Annotated in this window: 12 protein-coding genes; 5 read left to right on the top strand and 7 right to left on the bottom strand. The window is 32.9% G+C overall.

Annotated elements, in window-relative coordinates; all coding sequences use genetic code 11:
• Positions 1-18 precede the first annotated feature (18 nt).
• The 3 genes from Q4548_RS01150 to kdsA all read left to right on the top strand — a co-directional run bounded on the left by Q4548_RS01150 (position 19) and on the right by kdsA (position 8096).
• A complete protein-coding gene (locus Q4548_RS01150; protein ID WP_303450436.1) occupies positions 19-6609 on the top strand; it encodes an alpha-2-macroglobulin in 6591 nt (2196 codons plus the stop codon).
• Positions 6610-6676: 67 nt separating this feature from the next.
• Entirely contained in the window at positions 6677-7150 is a 474-nt protein-coding gene (locus Q4548_RS01145; RefSeq protein WP_303450434.1) for a hypothetical protein, read from the top strand.
• A 127-nt stretch (positions 7151-7277) separates the two neighbouring features.
• A complete protein-coding gene (kdsA, locus tag Q4548_RS01140) occupies positions 7278-8096 on the top strand; it encodes a 3-deoxy-8-phosphooctulonate synthase (RefSeq protein WP_303450431.1) in 819 nt (272 codons plus the stop codon).
• Between the two features lie 71 nt (positions 8097-8167).
• Here kdsA and acs read toward each other — a convergent pair whose 3' ends face one another.
• The 6 genes from acs to Q4548_RS01110 all read right to left on the bottom strand — a co-directional run bounded on the left by acs (position 8168) and on the right by Q4548_RS01110 (position 18351).
• A complete protein-coding gene (gene acs, locus Q4548_RS01135; protein WP_303450428.1) occupies positions 8168-10066 on the bottom strand; it encodes an acetate--CoA ligase in 1899 nt (632 codons plus the stop codon).
• Between the two features lie 196 nt (positions 10067-10262).
• Positions 10263-12455, bottom strand: a complete 2193-nt coding sequence (locus Q4548_RS01130; protein ID WP_303450425.1) for a PepSY domain-containing protein — start codon at positions 12453-12455, stop codon at positions 10263-10265.
• A gap of 7 nt (positions 12456-12462) precedes the next feature.
• Entirely contained in the window at positions 12463-12954 is a 492-nt protein-coding gene (locus Q4548_RS01125) for a DUF2271 domain-containing protein (protein WP_303450422.1), read from the bottom strand.
• A 17-nt stretch (positions 12955-12971) separates the two neighbouring features.
• Entirely contained in the window at positions 12972-14471 is a 1500-nt protein-coding gene (locus Q4548_RS01120; RefSeq protein ID WP_303450420.1) for an ankyrin repeat domain-containing protein, read from the bottom strand.
• Between the two features lie 62 nt (positions 14472-14533).
• A complete protein-coding gene (locus tag Q4548_RS01115; RefSeq protein WP_303450417.1) occupies positions 14534-15904 on the bottom strand; it encodes a hypothetical protein in 1371 nt (456 codons plus the stop codon).
• Positions 15905-15924: 20 nt separating this feature from the next.
• A complete protein-coding gene (locus Q4548_RS01110; RefSeq protein ID WP_303450415.1) occupies positions 15925-18351 on the bottom strand; it encodes a TonB-dependent receptor in 2427 nt (808 codons plus the stop codon).
• A 117-nt stretch (positions 18352-18468) separates the two neighbouring features.
• On the opposite strand from Q4548_RS01110, the gene Q4548_RS01105 reads away from it, so the two are divergent.
• Both Q4548_RS01105 and gpmI read left to right on the top strand, forming a co-directional pair.
• Positions 18469-19518 carry an AraC family transcriptional regulator gene (locus Q4548_RS01105; protein ID WP_303450412.1) on the top strand — a complete coding sequence of 350 codons (1050 nt, stop codon included), beginning with the start codon at positions 18469-18471 and terminating at the stop codon, positions 19516-19518.
• 181 nt (positions 19519-19699) lie between these two features.
• Positions 19700-21217 (top strand): 2,3-bisphosphoglycerate-independent phosphoglycerate mutase, encoded by a 1518-nt coding sequence (gene gpmI, locus Q4548_RS01100; protein WP_303450409.1) that lies wholly within the window; start codon positions 19700-19702, stop codon positions 21215-21217.
• Positions 21218-21380: 163 nt separating this feature from the next.
• On the opposite strand, the gene Q4548_RS01095 is transcribed toward gpmI, so the two are convergent.
• A complete protein-coding gene (locus tag Q4548_RS01095) occupies positions 21381-22229 on the bottom strand; it encodes an OmpA family protein (RefSeq protein ID WP_303450407.1) in 849 nt (282 codons plus the stop codon).
• Positions 22230-22276 lie beyond the last annotated feature (47 nt).

Below are 22276 nucleotides of genomic sequence, written 5' to 3'. Positions count from 1 at the left end.
CAAAAAAACAATTGTAAAATGAAAAAAAATATCCTTCTTGTTTTCCTTTTAATCTCTATAGTTACTTCTGCTCAGAGATCTAATCAAAACTATAAAAGTCTTTGGGAAAAGGTATATCAAGACGAATTAAATTTGCTACCAAAATCTGCTTTGGAAAAAGTGAATGCTATTTACAAAAAAGCGAAGCATGATGAAAATGATGTTCAGAAAATAAAATGTTTGATATATCAAAGCAAGTTTGCTTTGACTTTGGAAGAGGATGCACAATTAAAAGTAGTACAGAATTTTAAAAGTTCTATAAACAGTACGTCTGATAAAGCAACCAAAGCAGTATTGCATAGCTTGTTGGCAAACATATATTGGGAATATTACAGACAAAATAGATGGAAGATTTTAAATAGAACTCAAACAAATTCAAAAGATTTAGGAGAAGATTTTAGACTGTGGGATTTGAAAAGATTATCTGATGAGATTCATTTTCATTTTCAAAAGTCTCTGGTAGATGTTGATTCCCTTCAAAAAGTTAAAAAACAACGATACGAAGAATTGATTGATGTTAAAGAAACAAATACAGAATACAGAGCTACGTTGTATGATTTTTTAGCACACAATGCTTTGAGTTTTTATGAAGACAGTCAAAGTGATTTGACTCAGCCAAAAGAACCTTTTTTGGTAGATGACAAAGCATATTTATCACATCTTGAAACCATTGAACTTAACACGAAAGACAGTACCTCTAACAAATACCAGTCGTTAAAATTGTACCAATCTTTGATGCAGTTTCATGAAAAAGAGAAAAATCGAACGGCTTATTTTCAAGTGTTGCTAGAAGCGGTGAATTACACAAGTCAAGTAGCAGTTTTTGAAGATGTAACAGATGTAAGGCTAGCTTTTTTACAAAAATTAATAGATACCTATCCGTTAAACGAAACCTCTTCGGTGATTTATTTTGAAATGGCTAAAGTTTATTTTGATTTGGCAAGGAGCTATGATACAACGTCAAACACGGAACATCAATTTGATTATGAAAAATCTTTATCTATTTGCAATCAAATTGTAAAAGAGTTTCCAAAAGCAACAATAGCGGAAGCATGTACCACGTTAAAAAATAAAATTCTCCAAAAATCTGTGAATTGTCGTTTGGAAAAATACATCCCGATTCAACAATATTCAAAAACTTTATTGACTTATAAAAATGTAGAAAATGTAACGTTTGGTATTGTTAAGATAAATAAAAAAACGTTAAAAAAACTTGAAGTGTTTCAAAAGAAAGAAGAAGAAATTCGTTTTCTAAATTCTTTGTCAAAAAGAAAAGAATGGGATGTGAAATTGCCAAATTTAAAAGATCATCAAAAACATCAAACAGAAATAGCTTTGCCAAAATTAGCTCAAGGTACTTATCTGTTGATTGGTGAAATAAAAGGAAGTGATGAGGTTTATTATAAAGATTTTCAGGTAACCAATCTTACGTTTGTAAAAAAAGGAGCAAATGATTTTCAAGTAATAGATAGATACAACGGACAAGTAGTTTCTGATGCTAAAGTGAATTTTAAGAAAGAAAAGAACTATAGAAATGACAGAAGTTTGGATAAGAATTTCAGGACAGATGACTTGGGAGAATTCACCTACAAACCTAGTCATTATTATTCTAGTGTAGTAACAACCGTAACAACAAGTAAAGACACTGCTGTTTTTAAAAATGTGTATTTGTCTGCAGATACGAATCGTTATGATAAAGAAGATAACAAGGTTCAAAAAGCATTTTTATTTACAGATAGAAGCATTTACAGACCTGGTCAAACGGTACATTTTAAAACAATTGTGCTAGAAAGTAATAAAGATGAATCGGAGATTATAGAAAACAAAGAAATAGAAGTTGGACTTTACGATGTAAACAATCAGGAGATTCAAAAAGTTCCATTAGAATTGAATGATTTTGGAACTGCTGCAGCGAAATTTCAATTGCCTTTGAACGGGTTGACAGGAGTTTTCCGCTTTAGAGTTTTTATGGGTAATAAAAGTCTGAATGTGTATTCTGGGACTATTTTTGTAGAAGAATACAAACGACCTAAGTTTGAAACTAGTTTTGAGTCTGTAAAAGGAGTGTTTAAAATAAATGATAGTGTTTCTGTAAAAGGAACAGCAACGGCTTTGGCAGGGAGCAATATTACGCAAGCAAAAGTAGTGTACAGAGTGGTGAGAGAAGCTCGCTATCCTCGTTGGTGCTGGTGGATTCCTAGTAAGAATAACAGCCAAGAAATAGAACAAGGAGAAACAGTTACGGACAACGATGGTAAATATACCATTACGTTCAAAGCAGTGCCAGATGCTACGGTAAATGCAGTAAATCAACCAACGTTTTATTACCATGTTTATGCAGATGTTACGGATATAAACGGAGAAACTAGAAGTGCAGAGACGCAAGTTGCTGTAGGATATCATGCGTTAAATTTGTCTTTAACAACTAAAAATAATTTAAGTGTTTCAGACAAAGACAACGAAATTTATCTAACAAGTGAAAACTTGAACGGAGCGTTTGTAGCGGTTAAAGGAGAATTGAAAATTTACAAATTACAAGCACCAAAACTTCCGCAGAGAAAAAGAGCTTGGAATTTGCCAGACAATCCAATTATTTCTGAAACGGAATACGAAGAAAAGTTTTCAAATGAGAATTTTGAACATCTTTCAAGTCCTGAAAAGTGGAAAAAAGGTGCTTTGGTTTACGAAAAAATATTTGATACAGAAGCATCAAAAAAGATTGCTTTAGGTAAAATAAAAAAATGGCAAACAGGAAAGTACATTGTCATTGCAAAAAGTAAAGATTCTTGGGGTCAAGAAGTGAAGGACGAAAAAGTGATTACAGTGGTTGATGAAAAAGCCAAAAAAGTCTCTGATCAAAAATTGTTTGATATTTTTATGGATAAGGATGCCTATCAACCGAAAGATTTTGTAACCCTTTCTGTAGGATCTGCTTCTAAAGAGATCACGGTTTTTATAGAGGTGGAAAAAAATCATCAAATAGTTTCAAAACACCAAATTCATTTGAATGATGAGATCAAAACACTTAAAATTCCAGTTTCGGAAAAAGATAGAGGAGGTTTTGCTGTGAAATGGTATTGGGTGAATTTAAATAGTATGGATAGTGGTGTGGAATATGTTTCTGTTCCTCATTTACCAACAGATTTAAGCATAGAAACTCTGACGTTTAGAGATTTGTTAGAGCCTGGAGCTCATCAAAAGTGGAGTTTTAAGATAAAAGGAGTGCAGCAAGATAAAGTTGCGGCAGAAGTTTTGGCTTCTATGTACGATGTTTCTTTGGATCAGTTCAAACCACATGCTTGGAGTTTTCAACCTAAAGAGAAAATTAATTACCAAACAAGAGATTATGTTTCGTCAAACAATAGCTTTAGAGTGGAGTCTTTTAATTTGAATTCGTATCAGAATGATTATTATTACCACAATACCAAACTTCCAGAAGAAAAATTCAATTGGTTTGGCTTTAGTTTTGTCAACAATACATGGATTCAGAGAAATTATATTAGGTCAATTTCATATGTAAATTCATCTAGTAAAAAATTAAAAGATAATTCTGTTGCCAAAGGATTTGTAAAGTTTACAGTGTTGGATGCTCAAACAAATGACCCTTTAATTGGAGTAACTCTTCAAAAAGAAAATGGAAATGTAACGACTGATTTTGATGGGATTGCAACTGTAGAAGCCAAGAATAAGCAGGTGTTCCTATTTAAATATATTGGTTATAAGGAATATTCTATTCAGGTTGATAAAAAATACAATCATTATATTGTTAGAATGAGTCCCGATGCTTCTGAGTTAGATGCAGTAGTTTTGGTAGGTTATGGAACTCAGAAAAAAAGTGAAGTTACGGGTGCTGTTTCGAGGCTGACATCTGATTCTTTAAGTAATATGTCACCACCACCTCCTCCGTCTCCAGAGATGTTTGAAAGAGTAGATAGTATATCTATTAGAGGTATTTCGTCTTTAAATGGAAATGGTAATCCTTTATACATTGTGGATGGAAAACCTATGGATGCACAAACGGGTAAAAGTTCATTGTCTGAGATAGATTCTAATGATATTGAAAGTATTGATGTTTTAAAAGATGCAGCAGCTACAGCAATTTATGGAGCTAGAGGAGCTAATGGTGTTGTGGTGATTATTACCAAAGCAGGTCAGAAAAAATTAGACCAAGCTTTGGGGAGTGTAAAAGCCAGAACCAATTTTAACGAAACTGCATTTTTCTTTCCACAATTAAAAACCAATGAAAAAGGAGAAGTTTCTTTTGAATTTACCATGCCTGAAGATTTGACTCGTTGGAAGTTGCAATTGTTGGCTCATGACAAACAATTGAATACCGCTGTCAAAACACTAACCACTGTAACTCAAAAACAGTTGATGGTAATTCCTAATTTACCAAGATTTTTAAGAGAAGGAGATGTGATTACTTTGAGTACAAAAATAGCCAACATGGGAGATGAATTTCAGCAAGGAAAAGTTAAGTTGGAATTGACAGATCCTATGACAGGAAAAAACATAGATGCCTTGTTGCAAAATCGCAAAGCTTCTCAACCATTTACAGTAGCTAAAAAAGGAAATACGTTGGTTTCTTGGGTTTTAAAAATTCCAGAAAACATTTCTGCAGTTCAATACAAAATAGTGGCAGCAACAAATGACTTTTCTGATGGGGAACAAAATGTATTGCCAGTTTTATCCAATCGTATGTTGGTAACAGAAACGTTACCTCTTTGGGTAAATGGAGGTCAGTCTAAAATATTTACGTTGGATAGATTGAAAAACAACACTTCTGCAACCTTAAAAAATCATCAGTTGATTTTAGAAATCACGTCTAATCCTGCTTGGTATGCGGTGCAAGCATTGCCTTATTTGATGGAATACCCGTATGAATGTGCTGAACAAACTTTTGCTAGGTATTATGCAAATCAGTTGGCTAGCCATATTGTAACTACCAATCCTAAAATAAAAGAGGTGTTTCAGCAATGGGCAAATTCAGAGGCATTGATAAGTAATTTAGAAAAAAATCAAGAATTAAAATCCATTATTATTCAAGAAACTCCTTGGCTGAGAGATGCACAATCAGAAACTGAACAAAAGAAAAGAATTGCGTTGTTGTTTGATTTGTCTAAAATGGAACAAAATTTAGAGCAAGCAGTTAAAAAGTTAGACAAAATGCAAATGGCTAATGGAGGTTTTCCTTGGTTCAAAGGTTCAGATTATGCAAACAGATACATTACGCAACACATCGTGCAAGGGTTTGTGCACTTACAGCATTTGGGTGTGTCTATAGATGATAAAAAGATTGTGAAGCTGATGGAAAATGCACAAAAGTATTTAGACGATGCATTGGCAGATGCTTATCAAAGACTATTGGAAACAGCAGAGAAAATTAAGAAAGATGCAAAAACAGAAAAAGAAGGAATTAAATTGGCTCAAGCGTATTTGGGGCAAAAACATTTGCAAAGTTTTGAGTTGCAATATTTGTACGTGCTAAGTTTTAATCCAAAAAGGAGCTTAAACAAAGAGGTGAAAGAGGCTGTAGCTTATTACAACAATCAAGCTGTTGAGTTTTGGAAAGAAAATTCTCTGTACAACAAAGGATTGTTGGCTTTGATTCATCATCGAAATGGGAGAGAAGAATTGGCTAAAAGCATAGTGAAATCCTTGAGAGAAAATAGCATTGTGAATGAGGAAATGGGAATGTATTGGAAAGAAAACAAAGCGAGTTGGTATTGGTACCAAGCTCCTATAGAAACACAAAGTTTGTTGATAGAAACTTTTTCGGAGATTGATAAAGATTTAGAAACCATTGATGAATTAAAAAAATGGTTGCTAAAAAACAAACAAACTCAACAATGGAAAACAACCAAAGCAACAAGCGAAGCCGTATATGCATTGCTGTTACAAGGTTCAGATTGGTTATCTGTAAACGAAACTGTATCTGTTGAAATTGGAGGAAAACCATTGAGTACCGAAAAAAGAGAAGAGGTGAATATAGAAGCTGGTACGGGATATTTTAAAACGAATTGGACAGCAGATGAAATTACTTCAGAAATGGCTACGGTAACTTTGACAAAAAGGGACAAAGGAGCTGCTTGGGGGGCTTTGTATTGGCAATATTTTGAAGATTTGGATCAAATCAAAAGAGCAGACACTCCTTTAAAAATTAAGAAAGAAGTTTATGTGAAAAGAAATACCGATACAGGTTCTGAATTGCAAAAACTTGATGAAAAAACACTAATAAAAGTTGGAGATTTACTAACTGTTCGATTGGAAATAAACACGGATAGAAATATGGAATTTATTCATATGAAAGATATGAGAGCAGCAGGGTTAGAACCTGTAGAAGTATTGTCTGCATACAAATGGCAAGATGGTTTGGGTTATTATCAAAGCACAAAAGATGCGGCTACACATTTCTTTTTTGATAAGATTCCAAAAGGAGTGTATGTATTTGAATATGATTTAAGAGTAAGCCATAAAGGTGTGTTTAGTAATGGAATTACAACATTACAAAGTATGTATGCACCAGAGTTCAGTAGTCACAGTAAAGGGATTAGTCTTCAAGTGAAATAAGTGGGTTAAAATTGCGTTATTAGTAAACATCCCTTAGTTTTGTGCATTCATAATAAAATAGATACTCATGAAAAAATTAATTTTTACAGTTGGATTTTTATTAGCAGGTTTTGCTACTCAAGCTCAAGAATTGTCTAAACATGCACTTGGTTTACGCTTAGGAGATAATGATGGTTTGGGTTACGAAATTTCTTATCAACGAGCATTGTCCCAGTCAAATAGATTGGAATTGGATTTGGGTTTAAGAAGTAAAAACAATGTAGATGCCTATAAATTATCAGGTATTTACCAATGGGTTTGGGACTTAAGTTCTTTGGCCGATGGTTTTAACTGGTATGCGGGAGCTGGAGCAGGAGTTGGAACTGTTGAAGTTTTAAATGAAAGTGAATCGTTTGTGAATTTAGCAGGTGATGTTGGAATTGAGTACAATTTTGAAATTCCATTGCAGTTGTCGTTAGATACAAGACCTGAAATAGGAATTATTAATGGAGATAGTGATTTGTCATTAGAAATTGCCTTAGGTGTTCGTTATAAATTCTAAATTTTACAATTTTTAGTAAAAAGCCTCTGATGTTTCAGAGGCTTTTTTGTTATCAAATGTGTAAAGAAAAATAATTGTGAAGAGCATAAGAGAATAACTATCTTTGAGCCACAGAAATAATTAAAAGATGGACTTAAACGTTATTCCAAAAATAAAACATGCCAATTCAGATAATTTCTTTTTATTGGCAGGACCATGTGCTATTGAAGGAGAAGAAATGGCTCTGAGAATTGCAGAACAAGTAGTAACAATTACAGATAAATTAAACATTCCTTATATTTTTAAAGGAAGTTTTAAAAAAGCAAATCGCTCTCGTATAGATAGTTTTACTGGGATTGGTGATGAAAAAGCTTTGAAAATTTTACGTAAAGTTTCTGAAACATTTGATGTGCCTACGGTTACAGATATTCATGAGATTTCAGATGCTGCTATGGCTGCAGAATATGTGGATGTGTTGCAAATTCCAGCATTTTTAGTTCGCCAAACAGATTTAGTGGTTGCTGCTGCTAAAACAGGAAAAGTTGTGAATTTAAAAAAAGGACAATTTATGAGTCCTGGAGCCATGCAACATGCAGTTCAAAAAGTAAAAGATGCAGGTTCTGAAAAAGCTTGGATTACGGATAGAGGAACTATGTTTGGATACCAAGACATGATTGTTGATTTTAGAGGAATTCCAGAAATGAGAGAATTTGCACCTACAGTGTTAGATGTTACACATTCTTTACAACAACCCAACCAGACAAGCGGAGTAACAGGAGGTAGACCTGATATGATTGGAACCATTGCTAGAGCAGGAATTGCTGCAGGAGTAGATGGTTTGTTTATAGAAACTCACTTTGATCCTGCAAACGCAAAATCTGACGGAGCAAACATGTTAGATATTCAATACTTAGAAAAATTACTGACAGATTTAACAGCAATTCGCAAAGTGATCAATACATTGTAAATTTTGAAATATTAAATAAAAAAATCGAGGTTAAAATGGCCTCGATTTTTTTATTTTAAAACGGATGATTGTTATAAAATCACTTTTTTCTTAATTTCTTCTACCACTTCAGGGTTTAATAAAGTAGAAATATCTCCTAAATTCTCTGCATCGTTGGATGCTATTTTTCTTAGAATTCTTCTCATAATTTTCCCAGATCTAGTTTTTGGCAATCCACTAACAAATTGAATTTTATCTAGTTTTGCAATGGCTCCAATTGTTTTGGAAATTAATTGATTGATTTCTTTTCGTAAAACATCTTCGTCTGTTGTAACATCATTGTATTTGGTTACATAAGCATACAATGCATTTCCTTTAATGTCATGAGGGAAACCTACAATGGCACACTCTACAATATCTTCGTGTTCGTTAATTACATTTTCTATAGGAGCTGTTCCTAAATTGTGACCAGAAACGATAACTACATCATCCATTCTACCTGTAATTCTGTAGTTCCCCATTGCATCACGATAAGCCCCATCACCAGAAAAATAATAACCAGGAAAGGCAGAAAAATAAGTTTCTTTGTAGCGTTGATGATTGCCGTAAATAGTTCTTGCCATACTTGGCCAAGCTCCTTTAATAGCCAGACTTCCTTCGGCAGGAGATTCTGTAATTTCTTTTCCGTTTTCGTCTAATAATACCGGTTGAACTCCAGGCAAGGGTTGTGTAGCAAAAGTTGGTCGTAAAGGGGTAATTCCAGCCATTGCAGAAATCATAATAGCTCCTGTTTCTGTTTGCCACCATGTATCTACAATAGGGCAAGTTCCTTTTCCAATATTGTCATTGTACCAGTGCCAAGCTTCTTCGTTGATAGGTTCTCCTACTGATCCTAATACTTTTAAACTAGTTAATTTGTGTTTTTCAACCAAATGCAAAGGTTGTTTAGCCAAGGCTCTAATAGCTGTTGGAGCCGTGTAGAAATGAGTTACTTTTAATTTGTCTACAATTTCCCAAAAACGTCCGTAGTCAGGATAAGATGGTACACCTTCAAACATTACGGTGGTTGCTCCACTAGCTAAAGGACCATAGATAATATAAGAGTGTCCTGTAATCCAACCAATATCGGCAGTACACCAGTACACATCGTTGTTTTTTACTTGAAATACATTTTGGAAAGTATAAGTGCTTCCTACCATATATCCACCACAAGTATGCACCATTCCTTTTGGGGTTCCAGTAGATCCAGAGGTATATAAAATAAACAACATATCTTCACTGTCCATGTCTACAGCAGGGCAATAATCGTCTTTTATTTTTTGCAATTCCTCAAACCAAAACGTATCTCTACCTTCTTTCATTTCGGTAGGTTCTACGGTTCTTCTGTATACAATTACACTTTCTATGCCAGGTGTTTTCTCTAAAGCTTCATCACAAACTGCTTTTAAATTGATGGGTTTGGTTCCTCTATAAACTTCATTGGCTGTAATCAACATTTTACATTCAGAATCGTTTATTCTACTAGCCAAAGCGGAAGCTGAAAATCCAGCAAAAACAATGGAATGTACGGCACCAATTCTAGCACAAGCCAACATGGCAATAGCCAATTCAGGAATCATTGGCATGTACAAACATACTCGGTCTCCTTTTTGAATTCCCTTGTTTTTTAATACATTGGCAAAAGCAGATACTTTGTAGTATAGCTGGCTGTATGTAATGTGTCTAGATTCTTCTTTAGGATTGTTAGGTTCCCAAATAATAGCAGTTTTGTTTCCGTTTTTCTCTAAGTGTCTGTCTAAGCAATTTTCGGTAATGTTTAATTTACCCCCCATAAACCATTTTATTTCAGGCTTTGTAAAATCGGTTTCAAGAACTTTGTCCCATTTTTTACGCCAAGTAAATTGACTGGCAATTTCTCCCCAAAAAACTTCGGGATTTTGAATGCTCTCTTTGTAGTCGTCTTTGTATTGTTTGTAGGATTTAATCTTCATGAATAAGTGCTTTTTTGAGCTTATCAATTTAAGGGTTTAGGATTCAATTTCAAAATGTAATTTTTGTTATTATTTTATCAATATAATCAATATTAGATTGAGTTAATCATAATAAATATGCCGTAAAAAAGAGTATTCAGATAATTAGATTATGCTGTAAAGGGTAGTGAGTGTGGTGTTAAAGTCATCATTTTAGTTAATAACAATCTGTAAGCACTTGTCGGTTGTTTTTATAAGTATCAAAGGATTGTAATTTATACTTGATGCAGATTTTTTCTAGTTGAATAAATACATCATCTCTCATGATTAAAGAACCACAAAGCATGAGAACTCCTCCGTTTTTTAGTTGATTGGCTATTAGTTTTTCATCTTTAACCAATAAATCTTGAACGTAGTTGTATTCTGTAATTTCTTTAGAGTAGGCTACCTTAAAAGAGTGTAAAGTTCCTTTTTGAATGGCTTTTGTAAGCAGAGGTTTGTATAGTTTTTCTGAAGCATGAGTCCTAGTTCCCCAATATAAACTAATATTTGCGTTTGTTTTTTGATGTATCATTCCTAGAAACGGAGCAATTCCTGTTCCGTTGGCAATTAAAATAACCTGTTTGGCTTTTACAGGAAAGTGAAATTCTTTGTTTTGTTGAATAGTTCCTTTAAAATATTGGTTTGCATCAAGACTGTTTAAGTAATTAGAGCAAACACCATGCGTATGTTTTTTAATACTTAATAGCAAATTTCCTTTTTCGTTTTTTCCTATAGAATACAATCGTTCTGAGGCTTCATTAGGAGGGGTGATGCTTAACAAATCTCCAGGTACATATTTTGTTCTTTTAGAAGGAGCTAAGGTTAACGTAAAAGTTTCATCATATTCATCTTTTATATTGTTTTTCTCTAAAACCTTAAAGTTTAGTTGCTTCTGTTTTTGTACGGATAGTTTTTTTGGAAGATCTATATTTAAACTCACAGATTTTGCCCATTCCATTGCCCAATTTTTAAACTGATCATAATTCTGATTATGGATTAACAAAGGAGTGTTGGATGGAACATTTATCTGTTGATGAGCTGAAGCTTGAGAATGAACTTTTTTTGCAAACTCACAAAATTTAGGATATGACAAAGAACCTAGTCCAATAACATGACAAGTAAAAGGTATGTGAATGGTTGTTTGTTGTAATTTTTCTAAGAAATTGTTGGCGTTACTTGGCGGTTCTCCTTGTCCGTAAGTAGAAGTTATTATAATTAGTTGTTGGATATTGGAGTATTGGCTGTAGTTGTTTAAATTGTCTAAAAACACTTTTTGATTTGCTACTAACAAGGCTTGTTGCAATGTTTTTCCTAATCTTTTGGTACTTCCATTTTCTGACCCTATTAAAATAATGTATTCTGCTTCGGAGGCTTTAAATTTATTTTTGGTTTTAGAACGCAATCTCTGAAAAGAAATGATTGCTCCAGAATACATAAAATATAAAACCCCTAAAGAGCTTATTAATAAAATGATAGACCAAAGAACACTCCCTGTTCCTGTATGTAATTTAAAACTGAATGCTGATAAAATTTGAATAAAAGGATAGCGAGTTTCTTGAACAGCAGCTCCTGTTTTTTGGTGAATTTTAAGTTCTTTATCGTGTACGTTTAGGATAAAATAATCTTCTTCATCGGTAGAAAAAGGAAATTCTAATTTTGTGATGTCTTTAAGTGTGGTGTTTTTAAAAATATCAAACTCAGCAAAAGTAAGTGTTGTTTTGTTAGAGGTGTTAAAATGCTGAGCTTTAGCTTTGGTTTTAGGAAGTAAAGACAGTTTTTCCATCGACAAATACGTTCCCGTAAAAGCAATAATTACAATGGGAATTAACAACAATCTACCTAAGGCTACGTGATTGTATTGTATGGATCCATCTTTAATCATTTTAGAACAAAGCTTAACAACTCCTCCTTGTCTTTTAATAGCTAGTAATAAACCAGTGATGGCAATTAAAAAAAGTAAAAAAGAGGTGATTCCTACAAAAACTCTCCCTGGAGTTTTTAAAAATAAAGAACGATGAAAATTGGTTAAAAACTCAAAAAAAGGATTGGGTTTAGGAATGCTAGTTAAAGTGTTACCATTTTTAGGATCAATATAAAATTGGCCATCTGCTTTACTGCTAAACACAGTTGCTTTTACAAAATAATCAGCATCTATTTCTACATCCAGCACTTCATCATAGGTGTGGGTTAGTGTGTTTATCAATTCAGATAAAGGAATGTCTTCTGCCTGATGAATGTAATAAGGTTGAAGCGTATCTTGTATAGGCTTAAAAGCCAAAAAAGCTCCAGTTACGGAAGCTAAGAGTAAAAATAAAGAAGAAGATACAGTCAGATAAAAATGACTGTATCTCCATATTTTGTGAAGCATATGTTAATTAGTTTGGTAAAATTCTTACGTAACGAATGTAACCTGTTCCTTCGTATTTGTTCTTAAGATTTTCAGGATTTAAAGACACTTCCAAATCTTTTATGTGATAATCTTGATGTTCTACAGCAGTTTCAAATCTTAATTTGTTTCCGTTGTTAAGATCATTTTCACTAAGATGAAAGACAAAAACAGAACGTTCTCCTCCGGCTATAGTTGCCCCTGTAATAGCATCGGTATCGGGTTGTTTAATTGTTTCAAAAAAAGACCACCATTTAGGTAAATCAGGATACCATTTGTCATCATCTCCTAAAATTTGCAAAGTTTTTACATAGTTATCATTTTTGTCTACTACAGATACAATAACGTAAGCACCTTCACCTTCGTAGTTTTTTAATTGAACCATGCACTTGTATTTCTGTGTAGGTTCGTTGTTTTTAAAAGTAGAGAATGCCATTAAAGATAGGCATACTATGGAAAGAATATATTTAGAAACTTTCATGAAATTTTAATTTAAAGTTATTTTAAAAAGGTGATGTCTGTTTTGTTTAGCAATTCGTTTTCTTTTGCCAAATCGTAAGCACTTTCTTCAAAATCGGTTTGTGTATTTTTGTCAGCACCTTTCTTTAACAACAATTCTAGAATTTTATTGTCTTTGGCTTTCATAGCCGCCAAGTGCAAGGGAGTCAATCCGTCTTTATTTTTTTGATTTACATCAGCTCCTAATTCAAATGCTTTTTGAATTAACGTAGGTTCTCCTTTTTCAATAGCAATGTGCAATGGAGAATTATTTTTAGAAGCATTTTTAAAAGATACATTTGCAGCAGACAAAGTATTTACATATGCATTAAAATTGTTACTGTTTCTTCTGCTGTAGGCATTAAATAAGTGATAAAATAGATTGTTACCATCAGTATCAATTACATATGTATCAGCTCCTTTTGAAGTTAAAAAATCAAATGTTTTTAAACTCATACGTTGCGTTGCAAAAGTTAAGGCTGTATACCCTTCTTTATTTTGTTGATTGATGTTTTTAACGAAAGCAGCTAATGTTTTTAATACTTCAAAATTATCACCTTGTGCTGCATTTAAAAAAGCAGTGTTTCCTTGTTCATCTTTTTGAAGAACATTTGTTCCTTTTTTGATAAAATAATCTACAATTTTAACATCTTTAGTTCCTCTAGAGATAAAGTGTAATGCAGTTTGTCCTTTTTTGTTGATTAAAGTTGCATCTAGTCCTAGAGAATCAAAATATTGATAGACTTCTAAAGGATTGTTGTAGCCTCTTGCTCCATGACTTGCAAAAAGCACTAAGTTTTCTCCTTCTTTATTGATTTTTTTATAATCAAACCCTTTTTGGATGAGGTCTTTAATCAATGTAATGTTTCCGCGTTGTGCAGCGTAAAATAAAATGTTGTTTCCGTTGTTATCTGTAGCTTTATTATCTAGCCCTTTTTGCTGAAAATATTCAATAATATTCATATCTTTTGCGTGAGGAGCTAATAATAAAATGGCATTTGCACCTGCTCGGTTGGTTTCTTTTACATCTATGCCATTGGCAATCATTAAATCATAAATATCAGTGTTTTCATGTCCTGCATTTACCGTAAACGTAAACCAGTTAAAACCATGACTTCCTACAATTTTAGTATCAGCACCTTTTTTAAGTAGCAACTTCATAGTTTCGATGTCTCCAGCGTAACCAGCCCACATTAAGTAGCTTCTTCCATCGTGTGTAGGTTTGTTGATGTTGTTTCCGGGTAAAGACAATAAATACTCAATTGTTTTTACGGGAGCTTTTGCCATAACTGCAAAACTAACAGCATCAAAAGCACCTCTATTTTGCTTTACAGCATCGTTTCCTTCTTTTATTTTTTGTTTAACAATTTCAACCGTTGGTTTTGTTTCCCAAAAAGAACGATTGTGAAAAACATTATTACTTTGTTGACGTGGTCCTCCTTTTTGTGCAAAAAGAAAGAGAGGAGTTAATAGTAGTATAATTAATATTTTCTTCATCATGATTTTATTGTAGAAAGTCCCTTTTTGAAAGACAAAAAGGGACTTAAAATGATTTTTTTTTATTAGTATGCTCCTAAGTAATAACTACCAGATATAGTTTTTAAGGTAGCACCTTTTGTAATTTCTTTAGTTAAAGTATTAATTACATAAATAGAACCTTCCTTTCCTGAAGGAGTTAAAGGAACATAAGCAGTATCTCCAACCAAACCAATGTATTGGAATTGACGTAAAGATGTTTCTAAATCTGCATCTGCTTCAACATCTGTAGCTAATTTTACTGAGTTTGAAGGTGTGTTTAAATCAATTAAGGCAACGTATCCTCCATCTGCATCATCTGAAGTATATAAAACAACACCAATTCCGTCTTTAATATATCTCCAAGCTTTAATTTGCGCTCCAGTAACACCAATTGCAGAGTTTAAGTCAAAATGGTAGTCTTGATCGTAGTCGTTAGTCGTACTACTAATACGTAAAATATCTGCACCTGATGTAGCGGTAGCTTGATAAACGTGTCCATCTGTACCCACATATTGAGTCATAGTACGGTATGAGTTGTTAACTTCTGTTGAATTTGTAGAAGTAATAACAGTAGGATTTTTTAAAGAAGGGTAATCTAACACTAAAGTTTTTGTACCATCAATTTCACCATATGGCCATACAGGGATACCATCCTCATTTAGAGTAGGAGTTGCAGTAACGTCATATTTTCGTGTTCTACACCCGATAAAAAGTTTAGTTTGTGCAGCGTTTAAAATAGGAACATCTACACGCCCTACGTTGTAACCAGCTGCTATTTCTTCATCTGTCCAAGGAAAATCAAATATAGCAGTGTTTATAATAGCAGTTTGATCTAAGTCTAATACAGCTATTTTTATTTCACTTTCAGCGCTTATAAATGTATAATTACCATCTTCTCCTTCATATCCTACATCAGATGAGCTTGCGTATACACCAATACCAATACCTTCTGCAGCTTTCATCCAACGAGGTGCTGTACCTAAAATTGCAGCTGTATTTAACTCGTATCCTATTTCTTCAAAGTCGCCTCCTTCACCAACTTCGTATTTGTTAAACACACCACCTTCGGTACCTGTGTATTGAATGTTGTATAAGTATTTACCATCAGCAGAAGCTTGTACACGAGCGGTACGGCTAGATTTTAAACCAATACCTTCTACAAATTCTCCATTTTCATATTTTAAAAGGTCTACAATATAATTTGGATCCTCTGCATTTTCTACAGTAATACCGTATGCACGAGTCCCTCCATTACCTCCAGTTCCATCATCGTCTGGGAATGATGCTGTTAAGGTAATATAGCGAGTTTCATCAACAGGATCTACAGTTGAGTCATCATTTATGTCATCATTGTCACAACTTCCTAAAGCCAAAACGATGCTTAATAATGCTATTTTGAATAGATTTTTTTTCATGATATTAATTTATTTAATTATTATAATTTATTGATTGTGTAATTTAATTTGAAATAGATACCTCTCCCTGGTTTTTGTATTCTGAAGTTATCGTAGAGTTCAGCATTTAATATGTTTTTAACATCTAGGCTTGCAACTAATTTTTTTGAAGGGAAACGATAACTCAATCCTATGTCATGTGATAATTGACTAGGAGTCTTGGACCATTCTGGTTGTCCCCATACCGTGAAATATTCACCCACATACCCCATGGTGTAATAAGTATTTAATATGGATTTCTTTTGAAATACATTATTAAAGCTATACTGTAAATTAGCGTTAACAGTAAAAAACGGTTCGTTAATTAATTGTTGGTTATAATATGGAGCTTCTTTATATGCATTGATAAACTTTGAAAAATTTAAAGAAGTATTTAATCGGTTATTATAGATGTATATAATTTCTGCTTCATAGCCTTTTGCTTGTGTTTTTCCTAGGTTTACGTATTTAGTCACTTGAATATCGGCTTCTTCTTCTACTTCAATTTCAGATTCATCTACAGCTTGTTGAGCGATTTTATCATATCCATTACGCAAAAAAAGATTCGCATAAACGGATATTTTGTGTTTATTAAATTCCAGCGCTTTTAAACGGAAACCTAAATTGTAATTGATGTTTTTTTCTGGAATTAAACTTGTGTTAGAAAGAATATTCAAATCAGGAGCTCCAAATAATTGGTTGTCTGTAGGGGCAACATAGGAGCTTTCTGTAGAAGCTATAAGGTATAAATTAGGGCTAACATTGTAAGATAATGTGGCACCGTAACCAAAGTTAGAATTACTAGAAACAGTATCTTTTCTCACAATTGAGTTAACTTCATTTATTGTAGTAATTTTGTATTCTGTTTGGCTTGTGTGGTTATAGGTATACTTACCTAAAAAATTTGTCAATAATTTTTTATTAAAAGTCTCAGCTTCGTAATTAAGTGAAAGGATGTGTTGGGATATGGTACTTATTGTTGCGTAATCAGTTATAGATGAATTTAACAAATCTTGATCTTCTCTATCTGTCGCTTCGTATTTATGGTTTATAGATATTTTATGTCCATCAGTTATCATATAACCTAAATTCGAACGCATATTTGTAATTTCTCTATCAGTATTTGTGATTGTTTTTTCTCCTTGTTGTCCACCATTAAGTGTCTTAAGAGGAACTCTTTCTCCATACTCAATAACCTCTCTTGCAGTACCATCCCAATTATAAGCAATACCAACGGTATCTTGTACATACGTGCTTCTATAGCTTCTTGCAGCATTTACTTTTAACGCTAAGTTTTCGATTAAAAAGTCTTTTTTACTATAGTTAAGTAATAATACATGAGCTTCAGCTTCACTAAACCTACCAACATAGGGTACAGACATTGTAGTTCCATGAGGTATTTCTCTATAATTGCTAGATCCATTGTAGCCTATAAAAAATTGATCTGCCCATTTTGTATCTGTAACCCCAACTTCAAAACGCCCTCCTAATGCTTTGTATGTATTGTTAAAACGTTTGGCACGATAAGGTCTCGTAATTTGCCCTAAGTAATTTACATAGGTTGTAGATTCTCCCCAAGTTTCATAGCTGTTGTCTGTATAGGTGTAAAAAGCTGAACCTCTAAAAGCAAGTCCTGTATTTTTATCACGAAGAATAATTCCAATATCCGACTGTGACGTGTTAAACGATCCATAAGACGACGCCAGATTGATGTTGTTTTGAGAGACATCTTTTTTTAACACTACGTTAATAGCTCCTCCTGAATAATCACCGGTAAGATGTGAAGGTAGCACACCTTTGTATACTTCTATACGTTCAATCATAGAAGTTGGTATATTGTTAAGGTTGAAAGATTGACCATAAGTTGAAATCTCTAGACCATCAAGAAAAATTCCGACAGTACTTCCAGACATACCATTTAGGTTGTATTCTACATTAGAACCTACCCCTCCATTTTGTCTTATACGTACACCAACAGACCTGTCTAATAGTTCGTTTGATGTTAAATTTCTTAACGAGGCTTCTTTAGTATCTATTACATTTACAGCAAACCCTTCTGTTTCAATTTTTGTTTTTTTTGTTTTTCCCTTAAGGACTACTTTTTCCAAAGATTCTGAACTTTCGCTCAAAGCAAAATCACAATTAATTTTTTGATGTTTTTTTTCATTGATTATCTGAATTTCTTTCTGTTGAGAAGTAAATCCTATATAAGATGCAGAAATAATATGTTTTCCTGCTTTTAGATTGTGAATTAGATATTCTCCCTTTTGATTTGCAATGGTAGCGTATTGGTTGTTGTCTACTAAAATAGTAGCTCCTAATAATGGAAAACCATCAGCACTTACAACCTTTCCAATAATTATATTGTGTTTTTTTTGAGCAAAACTAGTAGCTGTAATACAGAATAGTAAAAGGAATATGTTTTTCATTTCTTTTTGGAGTATCTTATTTAGATTAGATAAAAATAATTTACTTTTGCAAAAGTACGTTATGAAGAAAAGTTCTAGATAACGCAATAAGAAATTATTATAACGCAAAAGGAATAAATGGAGATTTGTTTTAAAAGTTCAATTTTTGAGAAAGGAGAGTTGATAAAGTCTTTTGACAAAGATTTTAAATCTCAAGAAATAGATGAGAACACTTGGTTTGTAAATAATGGAAGTATACAAGGAACTATTCAGGATGTTCAGCTTGATAAAATGTATATTTTTTATCAGAATTTTAAGACTACTACGAACAATTTTGACTTAGTGGCTTCTCATAGTTTTCCTTTGTTTAAGTTGCATTTTGAGTTTGATGGAGATGTTGCAGCAAGTTTTGAAAACAATAATAAAGCAAGTTTTAAGGTTTTAAAAGAACAGTATAATCTGTTTTATTTCCCGGCATCAACAGTAACGTATGAATATCATGAAGTCCAAAAAAAATCTTTAGAAATTTATTTTACAGAATCTTTGTTACAAAATGTAATGGGGTTGTGTTTTACAGGAAAATCTAAAAATCTACAAGATTCTAAATTGAACCAAACTGTTTGTGGTTTTTTTAAAGAAGGAATGTTGATGAATGAGCAGGTTGGAGGAATTCTAAAAGATGTGATAAATTGTGGCTTTGAAGGAGTTATGAAAAAGGCCTTTTTAGAAGCTAAAATTATTGAGTTGCTGTTAATATCGTTAACCGTTACTAAAGAAAAAGTAGTAGAAGATGATCTTAGCGAATTGGATAGAGAGAACTTGAAGGTTGTTGAAAAACACATCAAAACAAATTTAAAAGGAGAACTGACTATTTCTGAGTTGTCTTTGCTGGCGGGAATGAATACGTCAAAATTAAAGAAATGTTTCAAGAAACTGTATGGGACAACTATTTTTAAATACATTACATCGCTTAGAATAGAAAAAGCAAAAGAATTAATTCAGAAAGAAAAATTCACTATTTCTCAAGCATCTTATGAAGTTGGGTACAAAAATCCACAGCATTTTACAGTTGCTTTTAAAAAGAAACTAGGGTATTTGCCTAGTCAATTGAAAAAGTATACGTATCAAATGTTTTATTTGGTTTGTTTAAATGATATTGATATTTGTTTGTTCTTAGAGGCCTTGTAAACTTTTAATTATTGATTTGTTTCTTAAAATAAAACAGATGATTTAGAGTCTTTTGTAATAAGATTTGTAAAACATCAACCTATAAAATTTATCGAAAACCTTTTCTTTGTTTCTTAAGGTTTTAACGTTTGTAAACTCAGTTGAATCTTTATATTTGTTATAGAATTAAAATTCAACTAAAATGAACAAAAAAGTAATCTTAATGATTCTTGATGGATGGGGTGTAACTCAAGATCCAAAAGTATCTGCAGTTTTTAACGCAAACACATCATACATTGATTCTTTATACAACAAATATCCAAATGCAACTTTGCGTACGGATGGAGAATTTGTTGGTTTGCCAGATGGACAAATGGGGAATTCTGAGGTAGGGCATATGAATTTAGGGGCTGGTAGAATTGTATATCAGAACTTGACAAGAATTAATATTGCAGTAAGAGAGAAGACTTTAGGGCAAGAAAAAGTGCTGGTTGATACTTATAAATATGCCAAAGAAAACAATAAGAAAGTTCACTTATTAGGATTGGTTTCCAATGGTGGAATCCATGCACATATCGATCATATCAAAGGATTGTTAGATGTAGCCAAAGAGAATGAAGTAGATAATTTGTATTTACACGCATTTACAGATGGTAGAGATACAGATCCAAAATCGGGTGCAGCTTTTATTAGCGATATTCAAGAGCACATGACTAAAACTACTGGAGAATTGGCAACAATGACTGGGCGTTACTTTGCCATGGATAGAGATAACCGTTGGGAACGTGTTGCAAAAGCTTACCATGCTGTGGTGAATGCAAAAGGAACAATGTCTACCGATGCGATAGCTAGTTTAAACGCAAATTACGCAGCAGGAGTTACGGATGAGTTTTTAGAGCCCGTAATTATGACCAATGCTGATGGAACTCCAAAAGCAAAAATTGAAGAAGGAGATGTTGTTCTTTTCTTTAACTACCGAACTGATAGAGGAAGAGAGTTGACAAATATGTTGTCTCAAAATGATTTTGCTGAGCAAAACACTAAAAAGTTAGACTTGTACTACACAACCATTACTTTATACGATGAAACGTTTAAAGGAATCAATGTGATTTACAACAACGATAATATTAAGAATACCATTGGAGAAGTTTTATCTGCTGCAGGTAAAAAACAAATCCGTATTGCAGAAACAGAAAAATATCCTCATGTAACATTCTTTTTCTCTGGTGGACAAGAAGATCCATTTGAAGGAGAATCTCGTATTTTAAGGAATTCGCCAAAAGTTGCGACTTATGATTTAAAGCCAGAAATGAGTGCTTATGAATTAAAAGATGCTTTGTGTGAAGATTTAGAAAAAGGAGAAGCTGATTTTGTTTGTTTGAATTTTGCAAATGGTGATATGGTTGGACATACTGGAATGATGGATGCGGCTATTAAGGCTTGTGAAGCTGTAGATGCTTGTGCTAAAGCTGTAATAGAAACAGGATTGGCAAATGGATATTCTACACTAGTAATTGCCGATCATGGTAATTGTGAGGTAATGATGAATCCTGATGGATCTCCAAACACGGCACATACAACCAACCCAGTTCCTATGATTTTAGTAGATAATGATATCAAAGAAATTAAAGATGGTGTTTTAGGTGATGTAGCTCCGACTATTTTAAAATTGATTGGTGTAGATCAACCAAAAGAAATGACAAGATTCCCGTTGGTATAGCAATCTAAAAAGGTTTATAATAAAAAAAATCCAGCCAATGTGCTGGATTTTTCTTTTTAAGATGTTTAAAGAGGAGATACAAAAAACTCGGAACAGCAAATTGCCATTCCGAGTTTTATATAATGTAAAGATTAACGAAGTTGTTTGTCAATCTTAAATATTCTTATTTTTCACCATCTAACAATTCAAAAAACTCATCCAATTTAGGCATGATGATAATTTTTGTTCTTCTGTTTTTAGATCTGTTTTCAGCAGAACTGTTTTCAACTACAGGAGCGTATTGAGATCTACCAGCAGCAATCAATCTAGCAGGTAAAACATCGTATTTAGTTTGTAACTCACGAACTACAGCAGCAGAACGTTGCACAGATAAGTCCCAGTTGTCTTTTACAGAAGCACCTTCTTTAACCAATTTGTCATCAGTGTGTCCTTCTACCATAACATCCATGTTAGGATATTCGTTAACAACAGCACCAACTTTCTTTAAGATAGATTCTGCTCTTTTAGAAATTCTGTAAGATCCAGAGTTGAATAATAATTTATCAGCAATAGAGATAAATACTTTTGTTCCTTCAATGTTTACAGAAATATCTTCGTCATTTAAACCTCCTGGTAAAATTTTCTTCAAGTTAAAAGCAACCGCTAAGTTGATAGAGTCTTTCTTAGAATTTGCTTCTCTAATGTATTTGATGTACTCATCTTTTTGTTGCAACTGAGATAATGTTTGTCTCATGTTTTCAGTAGCAGATTTAGACATAGCAATCAAATTGTCTACATTTTCTAAGTACTTGCTATTTCCTTTTTCTAAAAATTGAATTCTATCTTTTAAAGCAGAAATTTCATTTTCAGCTTTTCCTAAATCAACAGTAGAGGCAGATAAATTCTTTTGTGCAGAAGCTAATTTGCTTTGAATAGAAGCTTGCTCAGTTTGTAAATCGCTGTACTTTTTTTTAGACACACAAGATGTTGCTACTAAAGAAACAGAAACGATTAATATTAAAACTTTTTTCATGGGTTATAAATTGTATTTTTGTTTAAACAAATATAAAAACTTTCCAG

Source organism: Wenyingzhuangia sp. 2_MG-2023 (genome assembly GCF_030548295.1).
GTDB lineage: Bacteria > Bacteroidota > Bacteroidia > Flavobacteriales > Flavobacteriaceae > Wenyingzhuangia.
The sequence above is the reverse complement of the archived record's forward strand: the minus strand, read 5'-3'. Positions and strand labels throughout refer to the sequence as shown.

What these genes read in the sequence shown, in the direction of transcription:
- gpmI (WP_303450409.1), top strand. Translation starts at nt 19,700, where the DNA reads ATGAACAAAAAAGTAATCTTAATGATTCTTGATGGATGGGGTGTAACT.
- acs (WP_303450428.1), bottom strand. Translation starts at nt 10,066, where the DNA reads ATGAAGATTAAATCCTACAAACAATACAAAGACGACTACAAAGAGAGC.
- Q4548_RS01115 (WP_303450417.1), bottom strand. Translation starts at nt 15,904, where the DNA reads ATGAAAAAAAATCTATTCAAAATAGCATTATTAAGCATCGTTTTGGCT.
- Q4548_RS01130 (WP_303450425.1), bottom strand. Translation starts at nt 12,455, where the DNA reads ATGCTTCACAAAATATGGAGATACAGTCATTTTTATCTGACTGTATCT.
- Q4548_RS01125 (WP_303450422.1), bottom strand. Translation starts at nt 12,954, where the DNA reads ATGAAAGTTTCTAAATATATTCTTTCCATAGTATGCCTATCTTTAATG.
- Q4548_RS01110 (WP_303450415.1), bottom strand. Translation starts at nt 18,351, where the DNA reads ATGAAAAACATATTCCTTTTACTATTCTGTATTACAGCTACTAGTTTT.
- Q4548_RS01105 (WP_303450412.1), top strand. Translation starts at nt 18,469, where the DNA reads ATGGAGATTTGTTTTAAAAGTTCAATTTTTGAGAAAGGAGAGTTGATA.
- Q4548_RS01150 (WP_303450436.1), top strand. Translation starts at nt 19, where the DNA reads ATGAAAAAAAATATCCTTCTTGTTTTCCTTTTAATCTCTATAGTTACT.
- kdsA (WP_303450431.1), top strand. Translation starts at nt 7,278, where the DNA reads ATGGACTTAAACGTTATTCCAAAAATAAAACATGCCAATTCAGATAAT.
- Q4548_RS01120 (WP_303450420.1), bottom strand. Translation starts at nt 14,471, where the DNA reads ATGATGAAGAAAATATTAATTATACTACTATTAACTCCTCTCTTTCTT.
- Q4548_RS01145 (WP_303450434.1), top strand. Translation starts at nt 6,677, where the DNA reads ATGAAAAAATTAATTTTTACAGTTGGATTTTTATTAGCAGGTTTTGCT.
- Q4548_RS01095 (WP_303450407.1), bottom strand. Translation starts at nt 22,229, where the DNA reads ATGAAAAAAGTTTTAATATTAATCGTTTCTGTTTCTTTAGTAGCAACA.